Origin of the sequence: Micromonospora sp. WMMD714 (genome assembly GCF_029581315.1) — a bacterium.
GTDB lineage: Bacteria > Actinomycetota > Actinomycetes > Mycobacteriales > Micromonosporaceae > Micromonospora > Micromonospora rifamycinica.
Genome location: NZ_CP120744.1, coordinates 2487748 through 2510091, shown reverse-complemented (window position 1 = coordinate 2510091; position 22344 = coordinate 2487748). Strand labels below are relative to the sequence as shown.

Genomic DNA, 22344 nt, shown 5'->3' with positions numbered 1-22344 from the left:
CTCGGCGGATGCGGACCGCCCAGCAGCTCCTCGCCGACTCCGCCGTGATCGCCGTCGTTGGCGCGTCCCGCGACCCGGGCAAGGCCGCACACCGGGTGCCGGCGCAGATGCAGCGGTACGGCTGGCGGATCATCCCGGTCAACCCGGCGGTGGAGGAGTTGTTCGGGGAACGGGCGTACGCCTCGCTGGCCGACATCCCGCACCCGGTGGACCTGGTGGACGTCTTCCGACCGGCCGGGGACGCGGTCGAGGTGGTGCGTCAGGCGGCGGCGATCGGCGCTCCGGCGGTCTGGCTCCAGCTCGGCATCGTCTCGGCCGAGGCCCGGCGGATCGCCGAGGAGGCCGGCATGGACTACGTCGAGGACCGTTGCCTGATCGTCGAACGGGCCGCCGCCGACCTCACCCCGCCCCGGTGACCGGTCCCCCGACGGGGGGCGGCAAGCCCGTCGCTGCCGGTAGCGTCCGGCACCGGCTACCGATCAGCGGAACTGTGCCTCCCGGACGCTGTTGCCGCCGTCCACCACCAGCATCTGCCCGGTGATGTACGACGCCGCCGGTGAGCAGAGGAAGCTGATCGCGGCGGCCACCTCGTCCGGGGTGCCGGGACGGCCGACCGGCGTGCCCAGCCCCTGCTTGATCTCCGCCATGGTGGAGGCCGCCGTGTAGATCGTCCCCGGGGCCACCGCGTTCACCGTCACCCCGTCGGCGATCATCTCCATGGCCAGCGCCCGGGTCAGCCCGACCACCCCCGCCTTGGCCGCCGCGTACGCCGCCTCGGTCGGCAGGGCGTTCACCGGCCCGGCGGTCGCCGAGAGATTGACGATCCGCCCCCAGCCGCGTTCGGCCATCCCGCTGATGAAGGCCCGGCTGCACAGGAACGCGGTGGTCAGGTTCCGGTCGATCTCGCCGCGCCACTCGTCGTAGCTGAGCTGGGCCACCGGGCGCAGTACCTCGGGGCTGGCCCGGCTGGCCAGGCCGGCGTTGTTGACCAGCACCTCGACGTCACCGAGCTGCTCGGCCACCGCGTCGGCGAGCGCGCCGACCTCGGACTCGTCGGTCAGGTCGGCGACGAAGCCGGTCACGCCCAGCTCACCGGCCCGCTCGTGGATCCGCCGGGTGGTGGAGACGATCGCCACCCGGGCACCCAGGTCGGCCAGGCGGCGGGCGGTCGCGTACCCGATGCCGTCCGCGCTGCCCGCGCCGGTGACCAGGGCGACCCGGCCGTCCAGCCGCATGGTCACCGGATCGGCCACCGGCACCGGCTCGTCCTGGCCGGGCTGGCTGCCGGCGGCCGTGGCGCGGGTACGCCGGGCCAGGCCCGGTCGGCTCACGTCCCGCCTCGGTCGACTGCCGGATCGGTCGGCCCCACGCGCGTCCATAGCCATGCCGGGCATCCTGCCCGTTCGGCAGGGCGCGGGCAACGAGCCACCACGGGCGGACCTCGGCGCTGTCGGGGCCTGGCTACCCTGACGGCGCACCTACATGCGACGGAGAAGATCACATGACCTACCCCCCGCCCTCCGACGGTTGGCAGGACCCGGCATGGTCGGGTCACCAGCCCGATCCGACCCTGCCGGCCAGCGCCCCACCGGTTTCCGTCCCACCCATCGGCAAGGACCCGTACGCCCCGGTCGACCCGTACGCGGGTGCGCCGGGCATCCCGGCCCAGGCCGGCCCGGTCGACCCGTACGCCGCCGCGGCCGGCTACCCGCAGCCGGTCGGCTACCCGCCGGCGGCCGGGTATCCCGGTTACGGCGGCTACCAACCCCCACCCACGCAGAACGGCCTCGCCATCGCCTCGATGATCGTTTCGATCATCGGCGCGATCGGCCTGTGCGGTTACGGCCTCGGCGGCTACATCGGCGTCATCGGCGCGATCCTCGGCCACGTGGCCCGCAAGCAGATCAAAGAGCGTGGCGAGGGTGGCTCGGGCTTCGCCACCGCCGGCATCGTCGTCGGTTGGATCTGCACCGTCATCGCGGTGCTGGCCACCATCGCCATCGTGGTCTTCTTCGTCTGGCTGGCCAACCAGGAGTCGTCGACCGGCTACGGGACCACGTACTGAGCCCGTCCTGGCCGCCCCGGGGAGGCCCGGGGCGGCCCGACCGGTCACCGCTGCGGCGGGACGACCGGTCCGTTCCGGCCGCCGGAGACCGGTGACGCCGCGGTAACCTCGTGCGGTGACCGGGGTGAACGGACCTGTGGAAGATCTCACCGGGCGGCGGACCGTGGTGGTGACCGGGGCCAGCTCCGGCATCGGGCTGGCCGCCGCCGTGGCCCTGGCCCGACGGGGCGACCGGGTGGTGCTGGTCGGTCGGGATCCGGCCCGCCTCCAGGCCGCCGGTGACCGGGTACGCGAGGCGTCCGGCGAGCGCCCCGAACTCTTCCGCGCCGATTTCGCCGTACTGGACGACGTGCGCGGGCTCGCCGAGCGGCTGCGGGCGGCGTACGACCGGATCGACGTGCTGGCGAACAACGCCGGGGCGATCGTGTTGCAGCCGCTCACCACGGTCGACGGGTTCGAGCTGTCCATCCAGGCCAACCACCTGGCCCCGTTCCTGCTGAGCAACCTGCTCGTCGACCGGGTCGGCCGGCTGGTGGTGACCGCCTCCGGCGCGCACCGCAGCGGCACCCTCGACCCGGACGACCTCAACGCCCCGCTGCGCCGTTACCGGCCGATGCGCGCGTACGGCACCAGCAAGCAGGCCAACATCCTGTTCACCGCCGAGGCGGCCCGACGCTGGCCGGACGTGCCGGCGTACTCGTTCCACCCGGGGGTGGTGCGGACCCGGTTCGGCGCGGACAGCAAGCTGGTCGCCCTCGGCATGCGGGTGATGCCGTTCCGCAGCCCGGAGAAGGGCGCGGAGACCCTGGTCTGGCTCGCCAACCAGCCCGCCTCCCGGCTGGTCGACGGGGCCTACTACGCCGACCGGCGACTGCGCCGGCCGTGGCCGCGCGCCGCCGACCCGGCCCTGGCCGCCCGCCTCTGGACCGCCAGCGCCAAGGCCGTCGGCCTCGACACCTGACCCGGCCGGGAACGGCCCCCACACCCGCCGTCACGCCTCCGGACCGGCGTGGCCGTCGCCGGGCTGCCAGGCCGCCATTCGGGGTACGACCCGAGGAGTACAGATGCCCGCCAAGTACGAGCGGGTGGCCGAGGCCATCCGCGAGCAGATCCGGACCGGCCAACTCGCCGTGGGGGACAAACTCCCCTCCACCGCGGAACTCAAGGCCGAACACGACGTGTCCTACGGATCGATCCGTGGGGCGATGCTGGTCCTCAAGACCGAGGGCCTGGTCGAGGGACGCCAGGGCGAAGGCGTCTACGTGAAGGCGGTGCCGGCAGACTGACCCCACCCGCCGGAACGCGCGGAGACGCACGTCTCTGCGGAGAATTGTTGCTGCTACAGCGACAACAGATCTCCACAATGCCGTGCCCCGAGGGGCGCCGACGGTGACCCGATGTCGTCGCTCTCCCCGGTCGGGTAGCCGCGCTACTCGACCACGTGGACCGGGATGCTGGTCACCACCACGCCGGGCAGCGCCCGCAAAGCCCTGCGCAGCCGGTGCCCGGTGCGGCTGTGCAGCAGGCGGTGCCAGGGGCGGCGCAGCACCACCTCCGGCACCACCACGGTCAGCACCAGCTCCGGCGCGGCGGCGTGCAACGCTGCCAGGTAGTGCGCCAGCGGCCCGATCACCGCCCGGTACGGCGAGACGATCGTCTCCAGCCGGACGTGGTCCCCCCAGGCCCGCCACTGCTCCCGGAACCGGTCCGCCTCGACCTCCTCCGGGGCGAGGTGCACCGCCAGCGTCGGCCGACCCAGCGACACCGCGTACGCCAGGGCACGCATCGACGCCCGGTTGAGCCGTACCACCGGGACCACCACCAGGTGCCGCAGCTCCTGCGGCACCTCCTCCCACTCGACGGACCCGGCGCCCCGCGCTGGCACGGCGGGCGGAGGCACGGCGGGCGGGGGGACGGCGGGCGGGGGGACGGCGGGCGGGGGGACGGCGGGCGGCCCGGCCGCTACCGGCGACGGCCGGGCGGCCCCGGGCTGCCGGCCGCCCGGCGGGGGGCGCAGGGCCAGGGCGGCGTGCAGGGCGCGGTAGTGCCGGTGCACCCGGTGGAAGAGCAGCACCAGCAGGGGTACGGCGATCACCACCACCCACGCCCCTTCGGTGAACTTCGCCACCGCAGCGGTCAGCAGCACCAGGCCGGACAGCACCGCGCCCACCCCGTTGACCAGCGCCCGACGCCGCCAGCCGACGCCCCGGTGCCGCCGCCAGTGCACCACCATGCCGCTCTGCGACAGGGTGAAGGCGAGGAACACCCCCACCGCGTACAGCGGGATCAGCTTCTCGGTGTGTCCACCGAACGCGACGAACACGACGGTCGCCGTCCCGGCCAACGCCACCAGCCCGTTGCCGAACGCCAGCCGGTCGCCCAGGTGCAGGAAGCGGCGCGGCGCGTGGCCGGCGCGGGCCATGAAGAACAGCAGCCGGGGGAAGTCGTTGAACGCGGTGTTCGCGGCGAGCAGCAGGATCAGCGCGGTGGTCGCCTGGACGACGGCGTACCAGGGGCCGGTCGGGAAGGTGACCCGGGCGAGCTGGGACAGCAGCGTCTCACCGGGGCGGGGCACCAGGCCGGTCAGGTGGATCAGCAGGGTCAGCCCGGCGAAGAGGACCACCAGCATCGCCACCATCCAGGACAGCGTGGTGCGGGCGTTGCGCCACTCCGTCGGGCGGAACGCCGGGACCGCGTTGGAGACCGCCTCGATGCCGGTCATCGACACCGCCCCGGAGGCGAACGCCCGCAGCACCAGCAGCAGCCCCAGCCCTTCCGTCGCCGGCACGACCGGCGGGGCCACCGGCGCGAAGCCCCGGCCCGCCGCCCGCAGGTAGCCCATCACCAGCAGCCCCAGCACGGCGGCGACGAAGGCGTACGTCGGCAGGACGAAGATGTTGCCGGCGGTCCGTACCCCCCGCAGGTTGCCGGCGAGCAGCAGCAGGATCACCAGCACCCCGAGCGGCACGGTGAAGGGCGTCAGCCCCGGCAGTGCCGAGGTGACCGCGTGCATCCCGGCGGCGATCGACACCGACACGGTCAGCACGTAGTCCAGCATCAGCCCGGCGGCGGCGGTCAGCCCCGCACCGACCCCCAGGTTGTCCCCCGCCACCAGGTACGAGCCGGCCCCGTGCGGGTACGCCGGGATGGTCTGCCTATACGAGATCCCGACGGCGACCATCAGCAGCACCAGCCCGGCCGACAGCGGCAGGGTCAGGCCCAGCGCCCCGCTGCCGGCGAGCACCAGCACGGTCAGCAGCGCCTCCGGCCCGTACGCCACCGAGCTGAGCAGGTCGGAGGAGAGCACCGGCAGGGCCACCAGTTTGCGCATCCGCTCGTGCAGCACCGCCGCGCTGGCCAGCGGTGGCCCGAGCACCGCCCGCCGGACCCGGCCCAGTCGCCGCCCGAGGCCGGAGTCGGGACGGTTCGCGGGTTCGGCGGCGACCAGTCCGTCCCGCCCGCCCCGGTCATCCCGCTCGGGCCGGTCGTCCCGCCCGCCCCGGTCATCCCGTTCCGGCCGGTCATCCCGTTCCGGGCGGTCGTCCTGCTCGGGCCGGAACAGGGCGATCGGGGCCAGCCGGCTGAACCGGCCCGGGGCCGGTCGGCTCCGGTACCGGCCCAGGGTCGGGTCGACCGGCAGGGCGGGCGGCACCCCGGTCCGCCACTGCGCGCCCACCCGGCGCAGGGTGTCCACCTCGGCGGGGTCGAGCGGCGGGAACTCGGCCGACGGGGTGACCACGGTGTCGCTGCGGTCGTCGTCCATGCTCCGCCCCGGCATCGCCCACCTCCCCCCGCACTCTCACGCGCGGACGGGATCCCCACCCGCCGTTCGGGCGGAATCGCGACGAACGGGCTCCCCGTGCACGGCCGGGACCGGGTCCGGCCGGGCAGCCGACCGCGCGCGGACGAGCGCGCACCCGACCACGCGGGCCAGCCGGCCGCGAAGGACAGCCGACCGCGCCCGCCAGCCGGACAGGACGGGCCACCGGACAGGACGGGCCGCCGGGGTGGGCGGCCGAACGGGACGGGCGGCTGGGCGGGACGGGCAGGTCAGCCGGCCGGCGGACGGGACGATGGCGGGGCGGCGTCGGCGGGGAGCGCCGCCGGGACGGGGCGACGGCCGGCGCGGGATCCGCCGAGCACCACCACTGTCACCCCGACGAGCAGCAGCGCCAACCCGGGCAGGGCGAGCGGGCGCGGCAGCTGGCCCAGCCAGGCCCAGGCGATCAGCGCCGCGCCGGGCGCCTCCAGCAGGATCAGCACGCTGATCGTGGTCGCCGAGACCCGGCGCAGCGCGTGGTTGAACATCGAGTGGCCGAGCAGTTGTGCCCCCGCCACCAGCCCGAGGATCGCCAGCCAGGTGCCGGGGCCGTAGCCGTGCAGCCGTACCCCGCCGACCAGGCAGACGACCAGCAGGACCAGCGCGCACACCCCGTAGCAGATGGTGGTGTAGGTGGCGGTGCTGATGGTGGCGCGGGCGCGCTCGCCGAACGCGGTGTAGACGGCGGCGAACATCCCACCGACCACCGCGAGCAGGTCACCGGCGAAGGCCCGGCCGGAGACGCCGACGTCCGCGCCGGTGGCCAGCACCGCGCCGGTCACGGCCAGCCCGATACCGACCCAGACGGCGGACGGCAGCCGCCGGCCCTGCCAGCGGGCGATCAGCCCCTGCCACACCGGTTGGGTCGCGCCCAGCGCGGTGGCCGCCGCCACCGAGGTGAGCTGGGCGCTCGGCATCCAGGTGGCGAAGTGCGCGGCCAACGCCACCCCGGACAGCACGCAGTACCAGCCCTCCCTGCGGGCCGCCCCCACGGTCAGCGTGCGGAGCTCGACCCGGCGGCGGGTCAGCGTGAAGGGCGCGAGCACGGCGGTCGAGAGCAGGGTGCGCCAGAACGCGACGGCCAGCGCCGGCGCCGCCGCGAAGGCGATCAGCGGGGCCGACGACGAGACCGAGGCGACGGCGAGCGCGAGGACGCCGACGGTCAGCGGATCGACGGGCGGGCGCGGGTGGGCGGAGGACACGGGGAGTAATCCTCACACGGCCCGCACCGGCTGCGGCGATGCCGGGCGGCGGCGGGTCAGCGGCAGCAGGCGGCGGGCAGCAGCGGGTCAGCGGCGGCGGACCCGGTGCAGGCGGAACGGTTTGCGGGTGGCCCGGACCACGGCCGCGCCGCGTGGCTCGGCGGCCAGGGAGGTGTCCGGCAGGGCCGTCCCGGCGTCCGGCGGGCCGTCCGGGGCGAGCCGGGTCAGCGCGCAGCCGTCGGCCGCCCAGCGGGCCACCAGGTCGGCGGTCGGGCCGGAGGCGTTCAGCCGCTTCGCCGCCACCAGCGGGGCCGCCGTCTCCCACTCCGGGGTGCCCGGGGCCAGCCGGGTCACCCGGGCCGGCCAGGTCACGATGCGTCCGCCGTGGTCGCCGCGCAGGGTCACCCGGGCGGCGTCGGCGTCGGCCAGGCCCGGCGCGGCCTGCTCTCCCGGCCCGCTGACCACGAACAACGACCCCTCCAGGGGTACGCACCACAGCGCGGTCGCCGCACCGGCACCCACCGCCACCCAGGCCACGGCGGCCTTCTTCATCGCCTCGTCGACCAGGGGCGTCGACCGGGGAGCGTCCACCTCGTCCGTCACCCCCGCATCCTCTCGCAGCTCCCGCCCGGACGACACCCGACCGCCGACTCCGCCGGGTCACCGTCGCCCCCGACCGCCGACCCGTCGCCCTTGACCGCCCGCCCGCACGACGGCGGGTCCGGAGCCCGCGCCCGGCAGGCCGGCGCCAGCAGGTAGCCATAGCGGACCGAGAATGCGCCCCGGAGCCCGCGCCCGGCCGGCCGGTGCGCTCCGTGGTCAGCCGACGAACGGGGGGACCAGGATCTCGCCCCGGGCCACCGGCATCACCTGACCGGCCACTGTCGCGCCGACCGCCTGCCCGTCCACGGCGGTCACCGTGCAGGCCAGCTCGGACGGGCGACCGATCTCCACGCCCTGCCGGACGGCGTACCCGGAGCGGCCCTCGCCGGGGAGCAGACCGCTGGCGACCAGCCACACCCCCAGCCCCAGGGCGGCCGAGCCGGTGGCCGGGTCCTCCGGCACCCCGAGCCCCGGCACGAAGACCCGGGCGTGCGCGGTGCGCGTGTCGGCGTCCCAGGAGAAGACGCTGACGTGCTCCACCCCGTACCGCTGGGCCGCCGCGGCGTTGACCCGGGCGCGGGGCACCGCGTCCGGGTGCACCGGCAGGTAGGGGAACTCCAGCCCGCAGCCGGCCACCCGGGGGGACGGGCCGGCGTGGTCGGCGGCGGTGAGCCCGGCCATCTCCAGCAGCGGCTCCGGGTCGAGTTCCGGCCCGAGGGTGCAGGTGCCGCCGGTCAGGGTGGCACCGGTCGCGGTCACCTCGATCGGCAGCACCCCGGCGTGGCACTCCTGGCTGACCGACCCGGCGGGGAACAGGCCACGGCGGCTGGCGGTGACCGCCGCGCCCACGCTGGGATGACCGGCGAAGGGCAGCTCCCCGGTCGGTGTGAAGATCCGCGCCCGGTACGTGGCGCCCACCTGGGTCGGCGGCAGCACGAACACCGTCTCCGACAGGTTGAACTCCATCGCCAGCGCCTGCATCTGCTCCGTGGCCAGCGCTTCGGCGCCGAAGACCACGGCCAGGGGGTTGCCGGCGAACGGGCGGTCGGTGAAGACGTCCACGATCTCGTAGGCCAGGGTCGACATGGTGGTAAACACTAGGCGCTTAGGCTGGGGCCGTGAGTACGCCGAACCGGGTCTACATCGCTCGACTCGCCGGAGTCGCCGTCTTCGACCCGAACGGCGACCAGGTGGGGCGGGTCCGCGACGCGGTGGCCCGGATCCGGCCGACCCAGCGCCCGCCCGAGGTGGTGGGTCTGGTGGCCGAGATGCCGATGCGCCGCCGGATCTTCCTGTCCATCAACCGGATCACCTCCATCGACCCCGACGCGGTCGTCCTCGGCAGCGGCACCCTCAACCTGCGCCGCTTCTCCAAACGCCCGAACGAGCTGCTCGTCCTCCAGGAACTGCTGGACCGGCGGGTGCAGCTCGACCCGGGTGGCCAGCCCGGCGCGGTGGTGGACGTGGCGATGGAGCGCAGCCGGGGCGGCGAGTGGGCGCTGTCCCGGGTCGCCGTCCGCGAGCAGTCCAGCCGGTTGACCCGCCGCGGCCACCTGCACCAGGTCGACTGGGACCGGGTCCGCGGCCTGACCGGCATCGCCGACAACCGGGGTACGGCCAACCTGCTCGCCGTGCTGGAGGACATGCGCCCCGCCGACCTGGCCAACGCCCTCCAGGACCTGCCCGACGCCCGGCGCAACGAGGTCGCGGCGGCGCTCGACGACGAACGCCTCGCCGACGTGCTCGGCGAGCTGCCCGAGCGTGACCAGGTGGAGATCCTGGCCGCCCTGGACCGGGAGCGGGCCGCCGACGTGCTGGAGGAGATGGACCCGGACGACGCCGCCGACCTGCTCAACGAGCTGCCCCCGCCGGAGCAGGACGTGCTGCTCGACCTGATGGAGCCGGACGAGGCCGACCCGGTCCGCCAACTGCTCAAGTACACCTCCGGCACGGCCGGCAGCGTGATGACCTCGGAACCGGTGATCCTGCCGCCGGACGCCACCGTCGCCGAGGCGCTGGCCCGGATCCGGGAGGAGCAGCTCTCCCCCGCGATCGCCGCGCAGGTCTTCGTGACCCGGGCGCCGATGACCACCCCCACCGGCCGATACCTGGGCATCGCGCACTTCCAGCGGCTGCTCCGTGAGCCTCCGGCCGACCTGCTCGGCGGGGTGGTGGTCAACGACATAGACCCGTTGCGGCCGACCACCCCGCTGCCGGAGATCACCCGCCGGATGGCCACCTACGACCTGGTGGCGATGCCGGTGGTCGACCGGAACAACCGGCTGGTCGGCGCGGTCACCGTGGACGACGTGCTGGACCACTCCCTGCCCCGGGACTGGCGGGACCGGGACGCCGTACCGGCCCCGGACACCGACGAGGCTGATCCGGACACCGGCCGGGCGGACCCGGACACCGGCCAGGCGGATCCGGGCGACCCGGCGAACGGCGGTGGCACCGATGGCTGACCAGCGGCGGACCGAGCGGCTGGACCAGCCACGGGAGCCCCGGGGCGTCAAGCTGCCCCGGTTCGACCCGGAGGCCTTCGGCCGCTGGTCGGAGGGGATCGCCCGGGGCATGGGCACGGCGAACTTCATCGTCTACATGACGGTGGTGATCGCGCTGTGGTTCGGCTGGAACACCCTGGCCCCGGCGGAGCTGCGCTTCGACCCGTACACCTTCACGTTCCTGACCCTGGTGCTGTCGTTGCAGGCGTCGTACGCGGCCCCGCTGATCCTGCTCGCGCAGAACCGGCAGACCGACCGGGACCGGGTGGCCCTGGAGGAGGACCGCCGCCGGGCGACGATGCAGAAGGCGGACACCGAGTACCTCGCCCGGGAGGTCGCCGCGCTGCGGATCGCGCTGGGTGAGGTGGCCACCCGCGACTTCCTCCGCTCCGAGCTGGCCCGGCTGGCCGAGGAGCTGGACGCGGCGGCCCAACGCCGGCAGAAGCGGGAACGCCGGCAGGCGGACCGGGCCGGCGGCTGGCCCGGGGCCGGCGAGGGTCGACCCGGGATCGGCGAAGGTCGGCCCGGGATCGGTGGGCGACGGCCCGGAGGGGGCGAACCGCCGCTGGACGAGCCCCGGGACGAGTGGGACGGCGACTACGCCCGGGACGGTCACCCGGAGAGCTGACCAGGCGGGGGGCGGGCGGCGGCGACCGGCACGGACGGCGGCGACGAACGCGGGCGGCAGGCCGGGTGGCAGTGACCGGCCCGGGCGGCAGGCCGGGTGGCAGTGACCGGCCCGGGCGGCAGGCCTGGCGGCGGCGACCGGCACGGGCGGTCCGGCATCGGTCGGGGGACCGTGGCCGGTCTTTCGCACCTGATCGTCCGGCTTCGTCCGGTAGGGCGGGACGGTCCCGATCGGGCGATCGATTCGCTCACACCCGGCCCTGCTGCCGGCGGTCGCCCCGCGCGGTCGACGTAGCATTGCCCGCATGTCAGCTCCCGTCAGCACCCTCTCCGACGCGATCCAGGCCGCCCTGGCCACCGTCAACGACCCGGAGATCCGCCGACCCATCACCGACCTCGGCATGGTCCGCTCCGCCGAGATCGGTGAGGACGGGGTGGTCCGGGTCGGGCTGCTGCTCACCGTCGCCGGTTGCCCGCTGAAGGACAAGCTGCGCGGCGACATCACCGCCGCCGTCGGCGCGGTGCCCGGGGTGGCCGGCGTCGAGATCGAGTTCGGGGTGATGAGCCCGGAGCAGCGGCAGGAGTTGCAGGGCAAGCTGCGCGGTGGTGCCGCCGGTGACGAGACGGTGATCCCGTTCGCCCAGCCGGGCACCCGGACCCGGGTGTACGCGGTGGCCAGCGGCAAGGGCGGCGTCGGCAAGTCCAGCGTCACGGTCAACCTGGCCGCGGCGCTGGCCGCCCGGGGCCTGGCCGTCGGTGTGGTGGATGCCGACATCTACGGCCACTCGGTGCCCCGGATGCTCGGCGCGGACGGCAAGCCCACCCGGGTCGAAGACATGATCATGCCGCCGCAGGCGAACGGCGTGAAGGTCATCTCGATCGGCATGTTCACCCCGGGCAACGCGGCAGTGGTATGGCGCGGCCCGATGCTGCACCGGGCATTGCAGCAGTTCCTGGGTGACGTCTACTGGGGTGAGCTGGACGTCCTCCTGCTCGACCTGCCCCCGGGCACCGGCGACATCGCCATCTCGGTCGCCCAGCTGCTGCCCAACGCCGAGATCCTGGTGGTGACCACCCCGCAGGCCGCGGCGGCCGAGGTCGCCGAGCGGGCCGGCGCGATCTCGTTGCAGACCCACCAGCGCATCGTCGGTGTGATCGAGAACATGTCCTGGCTGGAGCTGCCGGACGGCTCCCGGATGGAGGTCTTCGGCAGCGGCGGCGGCGCGGCGGTGGCCGAGTCGCTGAGCCGGACGATCGGCGCGCAGGTGCCGCTGCTGGGCCAGATCCCGATGGACAGCCGGGTCCGCGAGGGCGGCGACGCGGGCACCCCGATCGTGCTGGCCGCGCCGGACGCGCCCGCCGCGAAGGCGCTGCACCAGGTGGCCGACCGGCTGGCGGTACGCCGCGAGTCGCTACTCGGCAAGCCCCTCGGCCTCAAGCCCGCCGGCCGCTGACCGCCGCCGCTCCCACCCGCCGCCGATGGTGCCCGGGTGGGGGCCGGCGGTCGGGCGCGGATGTCAGGTGGCGTCGTCGTAGCTCCGCCGGGGGGCCGGCGCGGGAGCCGGTGCGGGCGCGGTGTCCGTCGTGGCGGCCTTCCGGGCGGCGGCGCGCGGGTCGATCCGGTCGGCGACCTCCTTGAGGTCCTCGTGCACGCCGGTCACGTCCGACCGCAGGCTGTCGTAGACCCCCTGGAGGGGCTTGCGGATCGCCTGCTCGTCCTCCTCGCTGAGGAGGTGCTTGCGGATGAACGCCTTCGGGTGCAGATCCTCCAGCTGGATGTCGGTGCCCAGCTCGCGGCTCAGGTCACCGGTCGCGTTGCGGGCCATCGCGCGCAGGTTGCGCACCATCCGCAGGCCGTCGCTGATGACGTTGGGCAGCCGGTCCCCGAAGATCAGCAGCGCCAGGAGCAGCAGTGCGCCGATCTCCCACCAGTTCAGGTTGTCGAGCACTGCGGGGCCTCCTCGTCACGTAGGGCCAAGACTACGCACGTCAGACCCCGCTCCGGGAGGGGGTGAACGGTCCTCACTTGGCGTCCGCGGCGAGCGTCACCGAGGCATTCTGCCGGGTGGTGCCCCGCCGGTACTCCACCGTCACCACGGCCCCCGGGGCGAACTTGCGGACCAGGGCGATCAGGTCGGTGGGTTCGTTCATCGGCCGCCCGTTGAGCTTGAGGACCACGTCCCCGGCCTGGAGGCCCGCCCCGGCCGCCGGACCCGCCGGCTCCACGGCCGCCAGGCGGACGCCGGCACCGGCCCGGGTGGCGGTCCCGGTCCCGGCGACCTGGGCCCCGATCACGGTACGCCGGGCCTTGCCGGTGCCGATGATGTCCTGGGTGATCCGTTTCGCCTGGTTGATCGGGATGGCAAAGGCGAGCCCGATGTTCCCCGCCTCCTGCCCCTCCGCGACCAGCGACTTGATGGTCGAGTTCACCCCGATCACCCGACCAGCCGCGTCGACCAGCGGGCCGCCGGAGTTGCCGTGGTTGACCGCCGCGTCGGTCTGGATCGCGGCGTAGTACCGGACCGGCCCACCCGGCTCCCCCGCCTGCATGGTGCGGTCCACCGCGCTGATGATGCCGGCGGTGACCGTGTTCGCCAGGGACAGCGGTGAGCCGATGGCCAGCACCGGATCGCCCACCGCGAGCGACTCGGAGTCGCCGAACTCGATCGGCCGCAGCCCCTTGCGGTTCACCTTGATCACCGCGATGTCCGACTCCGGGTCCTGGCCGACCACCGTCGCCGGGGAGCTGTTGCCGTCGTTGAAGGTCACCGACACCCGGCCGGTGCCGTCGGCGACCACGTGGTCGTTGGTGACCACGTAACCGTCGGTGCTGACGATGAACCCGGACCCCTCGCTGGTGCCGGCCGGCCCGGCCACCCGGATGGTCACCACGCTGGGCAGGACCCGGCCGGCGACCCCGGCCAGCGAGTCCGGGCGACGCTGGGCCAGCGCCGGCCCCTCGGCGGGACCGGCTCCCAGGGTGACCCCGCCGCCGACGCCGCCGCGGACCGCGAAGGCGTACCCGAGGGCACCGCCCAGGGTGCCGGCGAGCAGCGCGACAACGAGCGGGACGAGGAGCAGTTGCCGCAGCTTCGGCCGCCCCGGCGCATCGGGGTCGACGACCGGCTCGGGTGCCGCCCCGGCCGCCGGCCCGCCCGGCAGGATCACCGCAGCCGGGGCGTACGGGTCGCGCCAGGGGTCGGCGAGGGCGTCGGACCACCAGGGCGACGTCGGGCCGCCGTGGCCGCCGTACGCGGTCGTCGGACCCGTCGGTGGCGGCCCGGCCGGCGGCGACGCCGACCCCGGAGCCCCGCCGGACGCTCGCCAGTCCCAGCCGTCGGTCACGTCGGTGCCTCCCAGTCCGTCCCCCGGTGCCCCGGGCCACGACCGGGGGTGACGGTCACGCGCGGGGGGCACCCCATCCAGGATTGCACGGATGCGCCGGGCCGGGTCAGCTCTTGTCCTCCCGGAGGCACCGCCGGCCCCTCGTGATCAGCCACGACCAGGCTCCGGCCCGCCCGGAACGGCTCGACCACCACCGGATCCGGCCCGCCCCGAACGGCCCGACCACCACCGGATCCGGCCCGCCGGCACGGCCACGGGTGGACGCGCGGCTGCGTCGAAGAAGGCTCGCCTCTAGGCTCATACCCGCCACCCGTCCGTCGCACCACCCCACCCCGCCCGGAGGTGTCCCATCGCCACGGTCGCCAGTTCCGGTAACCCGACGGCGCAGGCGTTGCAGTTCGCCGAGTCGTACGTCGGCGAGGACATCGTGCTCCGGACGGCCCGCAGCCTCGCCCGGGAGGTCGGTCTCGACGCGGTCACCCCGGGTGCCGGGGCGGCCCTGCGCCTGCTCGCCGCGGCCGGCAACGCCCGCGCGGTGGTGGAGATCGGCACCGGCACCGGGGTCAGCGGCGTGTGGTTGCTGCGCGGGATGCGCGCCGACGGGGTGCTCACCACCATCGACGTGGAGGTCGAGCACCAGCGGATCGCCCGACGGATCTTCACCGAGGCCGGTTTCCCGTCCGGCCGGACCAGGATCATCACCGGCCGGGCGCTGGACGTGCTGCCCCGGCTCGCCGACGGCGCGTACGACCTGATCTTCGTGGACGGCGAGGCGACCGGCTCGGCGGCCTACGTCGACGCCGCCCTGCGGCTGCTGCGCCCCGGCGGGGTGCTCGCCCTCAACGGCGGCTTCGCCGGCGGCCGGATCGGTGACCCGGCCGCCCGGGACGCCCAGACGGTCACCATGCGGGAGACGGTCAAGGCGATCCGGGAGGCCGAGCAGTGGATCCCGGCCCTCCTCCCGGTCGGCCACGGCCTGCTCACCGCGGTGAAGTGCTGACCGGGGCTCAGCCCAGGGTGGCCAGCCAGCGCAGCAGGCCACGGACGCCCCAGCCGGTCGCGCCCCGGGTCAGCTCCGCGTCGTCGCCGTCGGCCCAGGACGGCGCGGACATGTCGATGTGCAGCCACCGGTCCCGCAGCTCGCCGGTGAACTCGCGCAGGTAGAGCGCCGCGATCACCGAACCGGCCCCCCGGGCCGGTGAGCTGTGCCGGTCGGCCAGGTCGCTGCCGAGGTACTCCAGGTAGTCGGCGGGCAGCGGCATCCGCCAGGCCGCCTCGCCGGCCTCGTCCACGGCGGCCAGCACGGCGGCGGCCAGCTCGTCGTTGTCGCTGTAGAGCGCGCCGGTCCGCTTGCCCAGCGCCACCGCGTTCGCGCCGGTCAGGGTGGCCAGGTCGACCAGCAGGTCGGGGCGGAGTTCCCGGGCCGCGTAGCCGAGCGCGTCGGCGAGCACCAGCCGGCCCTCGGCGTCGGAGTTGGTGCTCTCGCTGGTCGTGCCGTCGTAGTGCGTGATGACGTCGCCGGGGCGGAACGCCGCACCGCTGACCATGTTCTCGGCCAGCGGGGTCAGCGCGGTCACCCGGACGGGCAGCCGCAGCGCCGCCGCACCGAGGGTGGCCGCGACGACCGCCGCCGCACCGGCCATGTCCTTGCGCATCAGTTTCATCGCCGACACCGGCTTGATCGAGATGCCGCCGGTGTCGAAGGTGATCCCCTTGCCCACCAGGACGACGTGCAGCCGGGCGTCGGCCGGCCGCCAGGCCAGCTCGACCAGGCGGGGGGTGCTGGCCGAGCCGCCGCCGACGGCGAGGATGCCGCCGAAGCCCTCGGCGGCCAACTCCTGCGGCCCGCGTACCCGCAGGTGCAGGTCGGGGTGCTCGGCGGCGGCGTCGGCGACCTGACCGGCGAACCACTGCGGGGTCTTCACCGAGGAGGGGGTGTTGGTCAGGTCCCGGGCGAGGCGGGTCATCCGGGCGGTGGTCCGGGCCGTCTCTACCGCCCCGGCGAGGGGGTCCGGCGCGGCGGTCAGCAGGGTCACCCCGGTCAGCGCGGGCGGTTCCCCCTCGGCCAGCCGGAACCGGTACGAGGCGAGCAGCAGACCCTCGACGAACGCCCGGACCACCCCGGCCGTCGCGTCGGCGGGCAGACCGAACGTGACATGTGTCTCAGCTACCGCGGCCCGGGCGAGGGCGGCGCCGGCCGTCCGCCAGGCCCGTTCCCCGCCGTCGCCCACCCCCAGCAGGATCAGCCGGCCCGGGGTACCACCGGGACGCAGCTGGCTCAGGGTCTCGCCGGGTCGGCCGGTCAGCCGGGCGACCGGCAGCAGCGCCGCGGCCTCGGCCCGCACCTCGTCGGTGGGCGGCGGTGCGGTGGCGACCAGCGTCGGCGCGCTGTGGTCCGGATCGGTGGCGGCGCGGACGGGCAGGACGAGGACGTCCGAGTGGTCGACGGCGACGGCGAGACTGATGGCGAGCACGCTGGACCGTACCTCCGGGAAGTTCGTGGTGCGGGACCTCGACGACCCGCGGGGGACAGACGAAGTCCCTGAGTCACCGGCGTCGCCGGTGACTCAGGGACACGGGACCGTCCGCGCGGCACCGCGCGGAGTGCCGGCGATCAGCCGGCGGCCGCCTTCAGCGCGTCACCGAGCGCGTTGGCCTCGTCGGGAGTCATCTCGACGACGAGCCGGCCACCGCCCTCCAGCGGGACACGCATGACGATGCCCCGACCCTCCTTGGTGACTTCCAGCGGACCGTCGCCCGTCCGCGGCTTCATCGCCGCCATGTTGTCTCCCCTCAGACCTATACATCAGGGTAGGTGTACTGCCCCACAGCCACTTCGTGCCGACCACCCGCAAGGTACGCGGGGGCGTCGACCACGATTTTCCCTGATGAACACCGCCGGACCCAAACCGGAGCAGCATTGATGTAACAGCACCTAGCTTATCTTGAGAAGGCCTGTCACAATGTGCGGTCATGCAGGCACGGTCGGCACTCTTCGACCTCTACGGTGACCATCTCCGCACGAGAGGTGGGCGCGCACCGGTCGCCGCCCTGGTGAAGTTGCTGGCTCCGCTCGGGGTGGCCCCGCCGGCCGTCCGGACCGCCGTGTCCCGGATGGTCCGCCAGGGCTGGCTCGAACCGCTGCGACTCGCCTCCGGCCCCGGGTACTCGATCACGCCGAAGGCGGTCCGCCGGCTCGACGAGGCCGCCGCCCGGATCTACCGCACCGGCCGGGTCAGCTGGGACGGGCGGTTCGACCTGCTCGTCCTGGCGACGCCGACGGCCCGCCGGGACCGGCAGCGGCTCGCCGCCAACCTCAGCTTCCTCGGCTACGGCACCCTCGACGAACACACCTGGGTGGCGACCCGGGCCAGCGAGGACGTCGACGTGCTGCTGGAGGAGGCCGGGGTGCGCTACGAGCGGTTCACCGCGGCGCACGCCGCCGGCACCCCCGGCGCGATGGGCGTGGTCCGCCGGGCCTGGGACCTGGCCGAGATCGGGCACGCCTACGAACGGTTCGTCGCCGAACAGCGCGCACAGCTGGCCGGGGTCACCGTGCGCAGCGGCGACGAGGAGGCGTACGCGGCCCGGTTCCGGCTGGTGCACGCGTGGCGTACCTTCCTCTTCCAGGACCCGCAACTCCCCCCGGCACTGCTCCCCGAACGCTGGCCCGGCACCGCCGCCGCCAGCTTCTTCGACCGGCACGCCACCCGGCTCCGGCCGGCCGCCGACCGGTACGTCGAGCAGTGCCTCGACGCCGGCAACCGGGTTCCCCGACAGAAGGGCCGTTAGAGACGTGACCGAGCCGCTGCTCGTCGACCGCACCGATGGCGTGGTCACCCTGACCATGAACCGCCCCACCGCGATGAACGCCCTCGACGTGGCGCTCAAGGAGGCCCTGCGGGACGCCCTGGCCGCGCTGGAGACCGACCGGTCCTGCCGGGCCGTGGTGCTGGCCGGCGCGGGTGGCTCGTTCAGCGCCGGGCAGGACCTGCGCGAGCACGTGCAGGTCCTGGAGTCGCCGGGCCGGGATCCGCTGGACACCGTCCGGGCGCACTACAACCCGATCGCCGCCCGGCTGGCCAACCTGCCCAGGCCGGTGGTCGCCGCGGTCCGGGGCATGGCCGCCGGGGCGGGCGCCTCGCTGGCCTTCCTGGCCGACTTCCGCATCGGCGGGCCGAAGACGAAGTTCCTGATGGCGTTCGCCGGGGTGGGTCTCGCCGCCGACACCGGGGCGTCCTGGACGCTGCCCCGGCTGGTCGGCCACGCCAAGGCCGTCGAGCTGCTGATGCTCGCCGAGCCGGTGGACGCCGCCGAGGCGTACCGGCTGGGTCTGCTCACCCGGCTGGTCGACGACGACGAGCAGGTGCTGCCCACCGCGCACGAGCTGGCCGCCCGGCTCGCCGCCGGTCCGACCGTGGCGTACGGGGCGATCAAGCGGCAGCTCTCCATCGCCGACGCCGGCACCCTCGCCGACGCCCTCTCCGCCGAGGCGCAGGCGCAGTCGATCTGCGGCGGCACCGCCGACCACCGGGCCGCCACCACCGCCTTCGTCAACAAGCAGAAGCCGGTCTTCCAGGGCAACTGAGCCTCCCCGGCGGCCACCCGGCCGTCGGACCGAGGGCGGGCGGTCAGCGGGCGACGTAACCGCCGTCGACGGGGATCGTGTGGCCGGTGATCCAGGCGGCGTCGTCGGAGCAGAGGAAGAGCACCACACCGGCCACGTCGTCCGGGGTGGGCATGCCGGGTTTCGGGTTGAACGACTCCATCCGGGTCCGCATCTCCGCGGGGTCGGGCGCGTTGTCGATGAAGTTCTGCACCAGCGGGGTCATCACCACCGTGGGGGCGACCGCGTTGACCCGGATGTCGCGGGCCGCGTACTCCACCGCCGCCGACCGGGTCAGCCCGACGATGCCGGCCTTGGTGAAGGTGTACGGGGAGATGTTCTCCTGCGCCGCCAGGCCGGTGGTCGACGAGGTGTTGACGATCGCGCCCCCGGAACCGCGCAGCATCGCCTCGATGCCGTACTTCAGCACGTGGAACACGCCGTCGCCGTTGATCCGCCGGACCTTCTGCCAGTTCTCCACGTCCATCTCGTGCAGCGGCTGCTGCCGGCCGTCGATGCCGGCGTTGTTGAAGATGACGTCGATCCGGCCGTAGCGCCCCACCGCCTCCGCGACGCTGCGCTGCACCGCCCCGGCGTCGCCGGTGTCGACGGTGACCGCGAGCGCGTCGGGCAGGTCGGCGGCCACCCGCTCGGCGCCCTCGGCGTCGATGTCGGCGATCACCAGCCGGGCGCCCTCGGCGGCGAAGCGGCGGGCGGTGGCCTCGCCGAGCCCCGAGGCGCCACCGGTGACGAATGCGACCTTGTCCTGGAACCGCATCGGCTCTCCCTCACCCGGCCGGCCGGCTGCCGGCACCGGTGCGCCATACCCGGTGGGCCGGCGGCTAGTCGTCCTCCTCCGGATCCTGGTTGGCCTCGACGCCCAGCACGAACGCCTGCATGGCCAGCTCGTCGCCGCTGGGCGAGACGAACGCGGGCAGCTCGGCCGGACCCAGCTCCCGCACGTAGGACCAGAAGAGCCGGACCGCCTCGGCCCGTGACTCGGCCTCGATCGGCAGGTCGAGGCTGACCAGCCAGGTGCGGCGGGGCGGTGGCGGGCCGAGCCGGTCGACCAGCTCGCGGTAGGTGCCGGGGTCGAGCGCGGTGACCGGGCCGGCGACCGCGACCCGGTCCACCGGCACCGGTGCGTCGAACGACCGCCGGGTGTACGTCACCAGCACCGCCCCGCCGTCGTGCCGGGCGACCCGGCCCAGCGCCACCAGCCGGGGCGGCTCGTCGGCCAGCACCGCCACCGGGTCACCCGGGCGGGGGGCGGGCACACCGGCCGGGACGGCCAGCTCCAGGGTGTCGTGGTGGACGAGACGTTCGGCGTCGTACCGCCCGGCCGGGAGCAGCACCGCCCAGGCGTCGTCGCCCCGCCCGCCGTCGACGTCGGTCGGGCCGGTGCTGCGGTGGTCGGTCACGGTCATGACCCCATCCCATCACGGGCCACGGGGGTGCCGGCGTGGCAGCCCGCGAGATGGTCGTCGACCATGCCGGTGGCCTGCATCAGCGCGTACGCCGTGGTGGGGCCGACGAAGCGGAAGCCCTGCCTCTTGAGCGCCTTGGCCAGGGCGACGGACTCCGGGGTCGTCGCCGGCACCTCGGCGAACGACCCGGGCCGGGCCGCCCGGGGCGGCGGCGCGTACGACCAGAGCAGCGCGGAGAGCCCGTCGGGCAGGGCCAGCGCGGCGCGGGCGTTGGCGATGGCCGCCTCGATCTTGGCCCGGTTGCGGACGATTCCCGCATCGGCGAGCAGCCGGGTCACGTCGGCGTCGCCGAAGGCGGCGACCCGCTCGATCCGGAAGCCGGCGAAGGCGAGCCGGAACGCCTCGCGTTTGCGCAGGATGGTCAGCCAGGACAGCCCGGACTGGAACGCCTCCAGGGTGAGCCGTTCGTAGAGGGCGTCGTCGCCGCGCAGCGGGCGGCCCCACTCGGTGTCGTGGTAGATCGCGTAGTCCGGGGTGCTCGCCCCCCAGGCGCAGCGGGGCAGGCCGTCGGGGCCGGTCACCAGGTCAGTCACCCGGTACACGCTAGGCCAGCGGCCTGACACCCGTCGCCCGGCACCGGCTCCGCGCGCGGTCGGTCGGAGCGGCGGCTGGTCGGCGGTCCGCAGCCGGTCGGGCCGGCGGTCGGTCGGTCAGCGGCGGGGGGTCGGGCGGGGCAGCCGGCCGGACTCGACCAGCCGGGCGAAGCGCCTGAGGGCCAGCGTCAGGCTGGCCTTGGAACCCGGCCAGAGCAGCGGCCAGGCGACCCGCCCGGCCGACCCGCCGGGCAGGTGGAACCACTCGTGCCAGACCACCTGGGTGCGGTCGTCCGCGAGCGGGGTGCAGCGCAGCACGCCGGGGCCGCGCAGCAGCTTGCCGAAGTGGACCACCCCCACCTCGTACGGCGCGTCGACCCGGACCACCCGCATCTCGTCGCGCAGCACCGCCGGGCCGAGCGCGGTGACCGCCTCGATGACGCTGCCCTCCCCGCCGTCACCCTCGACCACCCGGACCCGGGTCAGCGGAATCCAGTCGGACTGCCCCTCCCAGTCGGTCAGCGCGGCGAAGACCCGCGCGGCGGGGGCGTCGACGATCACGGTGGCGGTGAACTCACCGGCGCCGGGCTGGGCGGCCTCGTCGGCCAGCCCACCGCCGGCCGGGTCGGTTCCGGTCACACCGGCTCCGACCGGACGGCCGTACCGCCGGGGCGGTCCTCGACGCTGTCGGCCGTCCGGTCCGTCCCGGCCCGGCCGTCGGCTGGGGTGGCGTTGACGGGGACGGCCTCGGCCCGGCCCGCTTCGGCGGGGGTGGCGTCGGGGTGGTCGTCGCCCGGGGCGGGGGCGGGCAGTTTCGCGGTCGTCCCGCCCGCCGCCGGGCGGACGGTCGGGGCCACCGGCTCCGGCGACGCGGCCGGCGCACCGGCGGACTCCACCGGCTCGACCTCGACGGTGGGGGCCTCCGGCGCGGTGCCGTCGGCGACGGGCGTGGCCGGGGCGTCGTCGGCCGGGGCGCCGACGGACTCCTCCCGGGTACGACGCAGCGCGTCGGCCTCGGCGGTACGCCCCTCGCGCAGCGCGGCGATCTCGGCCTCCAACACCCCGATCAGCTCGGTCTTGTAGCCGATGTCGTAGGCGGCCCGCCGGAAGGCCTGGTCGACCTGGGCCATCCGGTAGCCGCGCAGGGCGGTGTCGAAGCGGAGCGCGCCGACGTCCGACTCACGCAACGGCCGGCCACCGGGCAACGGGACGGCCCGGCCGTCGGGCTCGACGGGCGTCAGCCCGTCCCGGCCCGAGATCAGCACCGTCACGCCGAACACGACCGCCGCCACGGTCAACGCGACGACCACAATGAGCAGAGTCTGACCCATGAGGAGATCGTGGCACGGGGAGACCCTCCGGAGCGACCCCAACCACCATCATCGTCGCCGATCTTTGCGCCGTACCCGTACCGGCCCCGGGGCGGGCCGCCGTGCCGCACCGGGGCCGGGGCGGGCCGCCGTGCCGCACCGGGGCCGGGGCGGGCCGCCGTGCCGCACCGGGGCCGGGGCGGGTTCCCGTGCCGTACCGGGGCCGGGGCGTGGTCGGCGAC

At 75.0% G+C, this 22344-nt stretch carries 23 protein-coding genes and 1 pseudogene; 10 read left to right on the top strand and 14 right to left on the bottom strand.

The window, feature by feature from the left end; translation table 11 throughout:
• Positions 1 to 8 precede the first annotated feature (8 nt).
• The gene (locus tag O7625_RS11240) at positions 9 to 416 is read left to right on the top strand and encodes a CoA-binding protein (RefSeq protein WP_282345773.1); all 408 of its coding nucleotides are present in this window, start codon (positions 9 to 11) and stop codon (positions 414 to 416) included.
• 63 nt (positions 417 to 479) lie between these two features.
• Here the strand turns inward: O7625_RS11240 and O7625_RS11235 are convergent, their stop codons facing one another.
• Positions 480 to 1316, bottom strand: coding sequence for an SDR family NAD(P)-dependent oxidoreductase (locus tag O7625_RS11235; protein ID WP_172898519.1), 837 nt, complete (start codon positions 1314 to 1316; stop codon positions 480 to 482).
• 185 nt (positions 1317 to 1501) lie between these two features.
• On the opposite strand from O7625_RS11235, the gene O7625_RS11230 reads away from it, so the two are divergent.
• The 3 genes from O7625_RS11230 to O7625_RS11220 all read left to right on the top strand — a co-directional run bounded on the left by O7625_RS11230 (position 1502) and on the right by O7625_RS11220 (position 3351).
• The gene (locus tag O7625_RS11230) at positions 1502 to 2065 is read left to right on the top strand and encodes a DUF4190 domain-containing protein (protein WP_067306668.1); all 564 of its coding nucleotides are present in this window, start codon (positions 1502 to 1504) and stop codon (positions 2063 to 2065) included.
• A 136-nt stretch (positions 2066 to 2201) separates the two neighbouring features.
• Positions 2202 to 3026 carry an SDR family NAD(P)-dependent oxidoreductase gene (locus tag O7625_RS11225; RefSeq protein ID WP_282346898.1) on the top strand — a complete coding sequence of 275 codons (825 nt, stop codon included), beginning with the start codon at positions 2202 to 2204 and terminating at the stop codon, positions 3024 to 3026.
• Between the two features lie 103 nt (positions 3027 to 3129).
• Entirely contained in the window at positions 3130 to 3351 is a 222-nt protein-coding gene (locus O7625_RS11220) for a winged helix-turn-helix domain-containing protein (RefSeq protein WP_282345771.1), read from the top strand.
• Positions 3352 to 3494: 143 nt separating this feature from the next.
• On the opposite strand, the gene O7625_RS11215 is transcribed toward O7625_RS11220, so the two are convergent.
• From O7625_RS11215 to O7625_RS11200, 4 genes are all read right to left on the bottom strand, one after another.
• Positions 3495 to 5843, bottom strand: coding sequence for an APC family permease (locus O7625_RS11215; protein WP_282345770.1), 2349 nt, complete (start codon positions 5841 to 5843; stop codon positions 3495 to 3497).
• Between the two features lie 272 nt (positions 5844 to 6115).
• Complete coding sequence (locus O7625_RS11210; protein ID WP_282345769.1) at positions 6116 to 7087, bottom strand: DMT family transporter; 972 nt, start codon at positions 7085 to 7087, stop codon at positions 6116 to 6118.
• Between the two features lie 87 nt (positions 7088 to 7174).
• Positions 7175 to 7690, bottom strand: coding sequence for a hypothetical protein (locus O7625_RS11205; RefSeq protein WP_282345768.1), 516 nt, complete (start codon positions 7688 to 7690; stop codon positions 7175 to 7177).
• Positions 7691 to 7906: 216 nt separating this feature from the next.
• Positions 7907 to 8776, bottom strand: a complete 870-nt coding sequence (locus O7625_RS11200; RefSeq protein ID WP_282345767.1) for a PhzF family phenazine biosynthesis protein — start codon at positions 8774 to 8776, stop codon at positions 7907 to 7909.
• Positions 8777 to 8808: 32 nt separating this feature from the next.
• On the opposite strand from O7625_RS11200, the pseudogene O7625_RS11195 reads away from it, so the two are divergent.
• The 3 genes and pseudogenes from O7625_RS11195 to O7625_RS11185 all read left to right on the top strand — a co-directional run.
• Positions 8809 to 10053 (top strand): annotated as a pseudogene (locus tag O7625_RS11195) (CBS domain-containing protein); the annotation flags it as partial.
• Between the two features lie 94 nt (positions 10054 to 10147).
• On the top strand, positions 10148 to 10822 hold the full coding sequence (locus O7625_RS11190; protein ID WP_282345766.1) for a DUF1003 domain-containing protein: 675 nt from the start codon (positions 10148 to 10150) through the stop codon (positions 10820 to 10822).
• A 304-nt stretch (positions 10823 to 11126) separates the two neighbouring features.
• Positions 11127 to 12275, top strand: coding sequence for a P-loop NTPase (locus O7625_RS11185; protein WP_282345765.1), 1149 nt, complete (start codon positions 11127 to 11129; stop codon positions 12273 to 12275).
• A gap of 63 nt (positions 12276 to 12338) precedes the next feature.
• Here O7625_RS11185 and O7625_RS11180 read toward each other — a convergent pair whose 3' ends face one another.
• A complete protein-coding gene (locus tag O7625_RS11180; protein ID WP_282345763.1) occupies positions 12339 to 12770 on the bottom strand; it encodes a preprotein translocase subunit TatB in 432 nt (143 codons plus the stop codon).
• Positions 12771 to 12843: 73 nt separating this feature from the next.
• Positions 12844 to 14181, bottom strand: coding sequence for a trypsin-like peptidase domain-containing protein (locus tag O7625_RS11175; RefSeq protein ID WP_282346897.1), 1338 nt, complete (start codon positions 14179 to 14181; stop codon positions 12844 to 12846).
• 376 nt (positions 14182 to 14557) lie between these two features.
• Here O7625_RS11175 and O7625_RS11170 point away from each other — a divergent pair, with 376 nt between their 5' ends.
• Positions 14558 to 15166, top strand: coding sequence for an O-methyltransferase (locus O7625_RS11170; protein WP_231932363.1), 609 nt, complete (start codon positions 14558 to 14560; stop codon positions 15164 to 15166).
• 7 nt (positions 15167 to 15173) lie between these two features.
• Here the strand turns inward: O7625_RS11170 and O7625_RS11165 are convergent, their stop codons facing one another.
• Positions 15174 to 16640, bottom strand: coding sequence for a leucyl aminopeptidase family protein (locus O7625_RS11165; RefSeq protein ID WP_282345762.1), 1467 nt, complete (start codon positions 16638 to 16640; stop codon positions 15174 to 15176).
• A gap of 140 nt (positions 16641 to 16780) precedes the next feature.
• A complete protein-coding gene (locus tag O7625_RS11160; RefSeq protein WP_007455245.1) occupies positions 16781 to 16948 on the bottom strand; it encodes a DUF3117 domain-containing protein in 168 nt (55 codons plus the stop codon).
• A 191-nt stretch (positions 16949 to 17139) separates the two neighbouring features.
• Here O7625_RS11160 and O7625_RS11155 point away from each other — a divergent pair, with 191 nt between their 5' ends.
• Together O7625_RS11155 and O7625_RS11150 are read left to right on the top strand one after the other, a co-directional pair.
• The gene (locus tag O7625_RS11155) at positions 17140 to 17958 is read left to right on the top strand and encodes a PaaX family transcriptional regulator C-terminal domain-containing protein (protein ID WP_067306641.1); all 819 of its coding nucleotides are present in this window, start codon (positions 17140 to 17142) and stop codon (positions 17956 to 17958) included.
• Positions 17959 to 17962: 4 nt separating this feature from the next.
• Positions 17963 to 18754 (top strand): enoyl-CoA hydratase-related protein, encoded by a 792-nt coding sequence (locus O7625_RS11150; protein WP_282345760.1) that lies wholly within the window; start codon positions 17963 to 17965, stop codon positions 18752 to 18754.
• A 43-nt stretch (positions 18755 to 18797) separates the two neighbouring features.
• On the opposite strand, the gene O7625_RS11145 is transcribed toward O7625_RS11150, so the two are convergent.
• The 5 genes from O7625_RS11145 to O7625_RS11125 all read right to left on the bottom strand — a co-directional run bounded on the left by O7625_RS11145 (position 18798) and on the right by O7625_RS11125 (position 22123).
• Entirely contained in the window at positions 18798 to 19550 is a 753-nt protein-coding gene (locus O7625_RS11145; protein ID WP_282345759.1) for an SDR family oxidoreductase, read from the bottom strand.
• A 64-nt stretch (positions 19551 to 19614) separates the two neighbouring features.
• Positions 19615 to 20199: a hypothetical protein gene (locus O7625_RS11140; protein ID WP_282345758.1), complete on the bottom strand. Its 585-nt coding sequence runs from the start codon at positions 20197 to 20199 to the stop codon at positions 19615 to 19617.
• The gene (locus tag O7625_RS11135; protein WP_282345757.1) at positions 20196 to 20792 is read right to left on the bottom strand and encodes a DNA-3-methyladenine glycosylase I; all 597 of its coding nucleotides are present in this window, start codon (positions 20790 to 20792) and stop codon (positions 20196 to 20198) included. Before O7625_RS11135 ends, O7625_RS11140 begins: the two co-directional genes overlap by 4 nt.
• Positions 20793 to 20909: 117 nt before the next feature.
• The gene (locus O7625_RS11130; protein ID WP_282345756.1) at positions 20910 to 21431 is read right to left on the bottom strand and encodes an SRPBCC family protein; all 522 of its coding nucleotides are present in this window, start codon (positions 21429 to 21431) and stop codon (positions 20910 to 20912) included.
• Positions 21428 to 22123, bottom strand: coding sequence for a DivIVA domain-containing protein (locus tag O7625_RS11125; protein WP_282345755.1), 696 nt, complete (start codon positions 22121 to 22123; stop codon positions 21428 to 21430). Before O7625_RS11125 ends, O7625_RS11130 begins: the two co-directional genes overlap by 4 nt.
• Between the last annotated feature and the right edge of the window lie 221 nt (positions 22124 to 22344).

Coding starts and splice junctions, on each gene's coding strand:
- O7625_RS11240 (WP_282345773.1), top strand. CDS start 9: ATGCGGACCGCCCAGCAGCTCCTCGCCGACTCCGCCGTGATCGCCGTC.
- O7625_RS11230 (WP_067306668.1), top strand. CDS start 1,502: ATGACCTACCCCCCGCCCTCCGACGGTTGGCAGGACCCGGCATGGTCG.
- O7625_RS11220 (WP_282345771.1), top strand. CDS start 3,130: ATGCCCGCCAAGTACGAGCGGGTGGCCGAGGCCATCCGCGAGCAGATC.
- O7625_RS11215 (WP_282345770.1), bottom strand. CDS start 5,843: ATGCCGGGGCGGAGCATGGACGACGACCGCAGCGACACCGTGGTCACC.
- O7625_RS11200 (WP_282345767.1), bottom strand. CDS start 8,776: ATGTCGACCCTGGCCTACGAGATCGTGGACGTCTTCACCGACCGCCCG.
- O7625_RS11190 (WP_282345766.1), top strand. CDS start 10,148: ATGGCTGACCAGCGGCGGACCGAGCGGCTGGACCAGCCACGGGAGCCC.
- O7625_RS11185 (WP_282345765.1), top strand. CDS start 11,127: ATGTCAGCTCCCGTCAGCACCCTCTCCGACGCGATCCAGGCCGCCCTG.
- O7625_RS11160 (WP_007455245.1), bottom strand. CDS start 16,948: ATGGCGGCGATGAAGCCGCGGACGGGCGACGGTCCGCTGGAAGTCACC.
- O7625_RS11155 (WP_067306641.1), top strand. CDS start 17,140: ATGCAGGCACGGTCGGCACTCTTCGACCTCTACGGTGACCATCTCCGC.
- O7625_RS11145 (WP_282345759.1), bottom strand. CDS start 19,550: ATGCGGTTCCAGGACAAGGTCGCATTCGTCACCGGTGGCGCCTCGGGG.
- O7625_RS11140 (WP_282345758.1), bottom strand. CDS start 20,199: ATGACCGTGACCGACCACCGCAGCACCGGCCCGACCGACGTCGACGGC.
- O7625_RS11125 (WP_282345755.1), bottom strand. CDS start 22,123: ATGGGTCAGACTCTGCTCATTGTGGTCGTCGCGTTGACCGTGGCGGCG.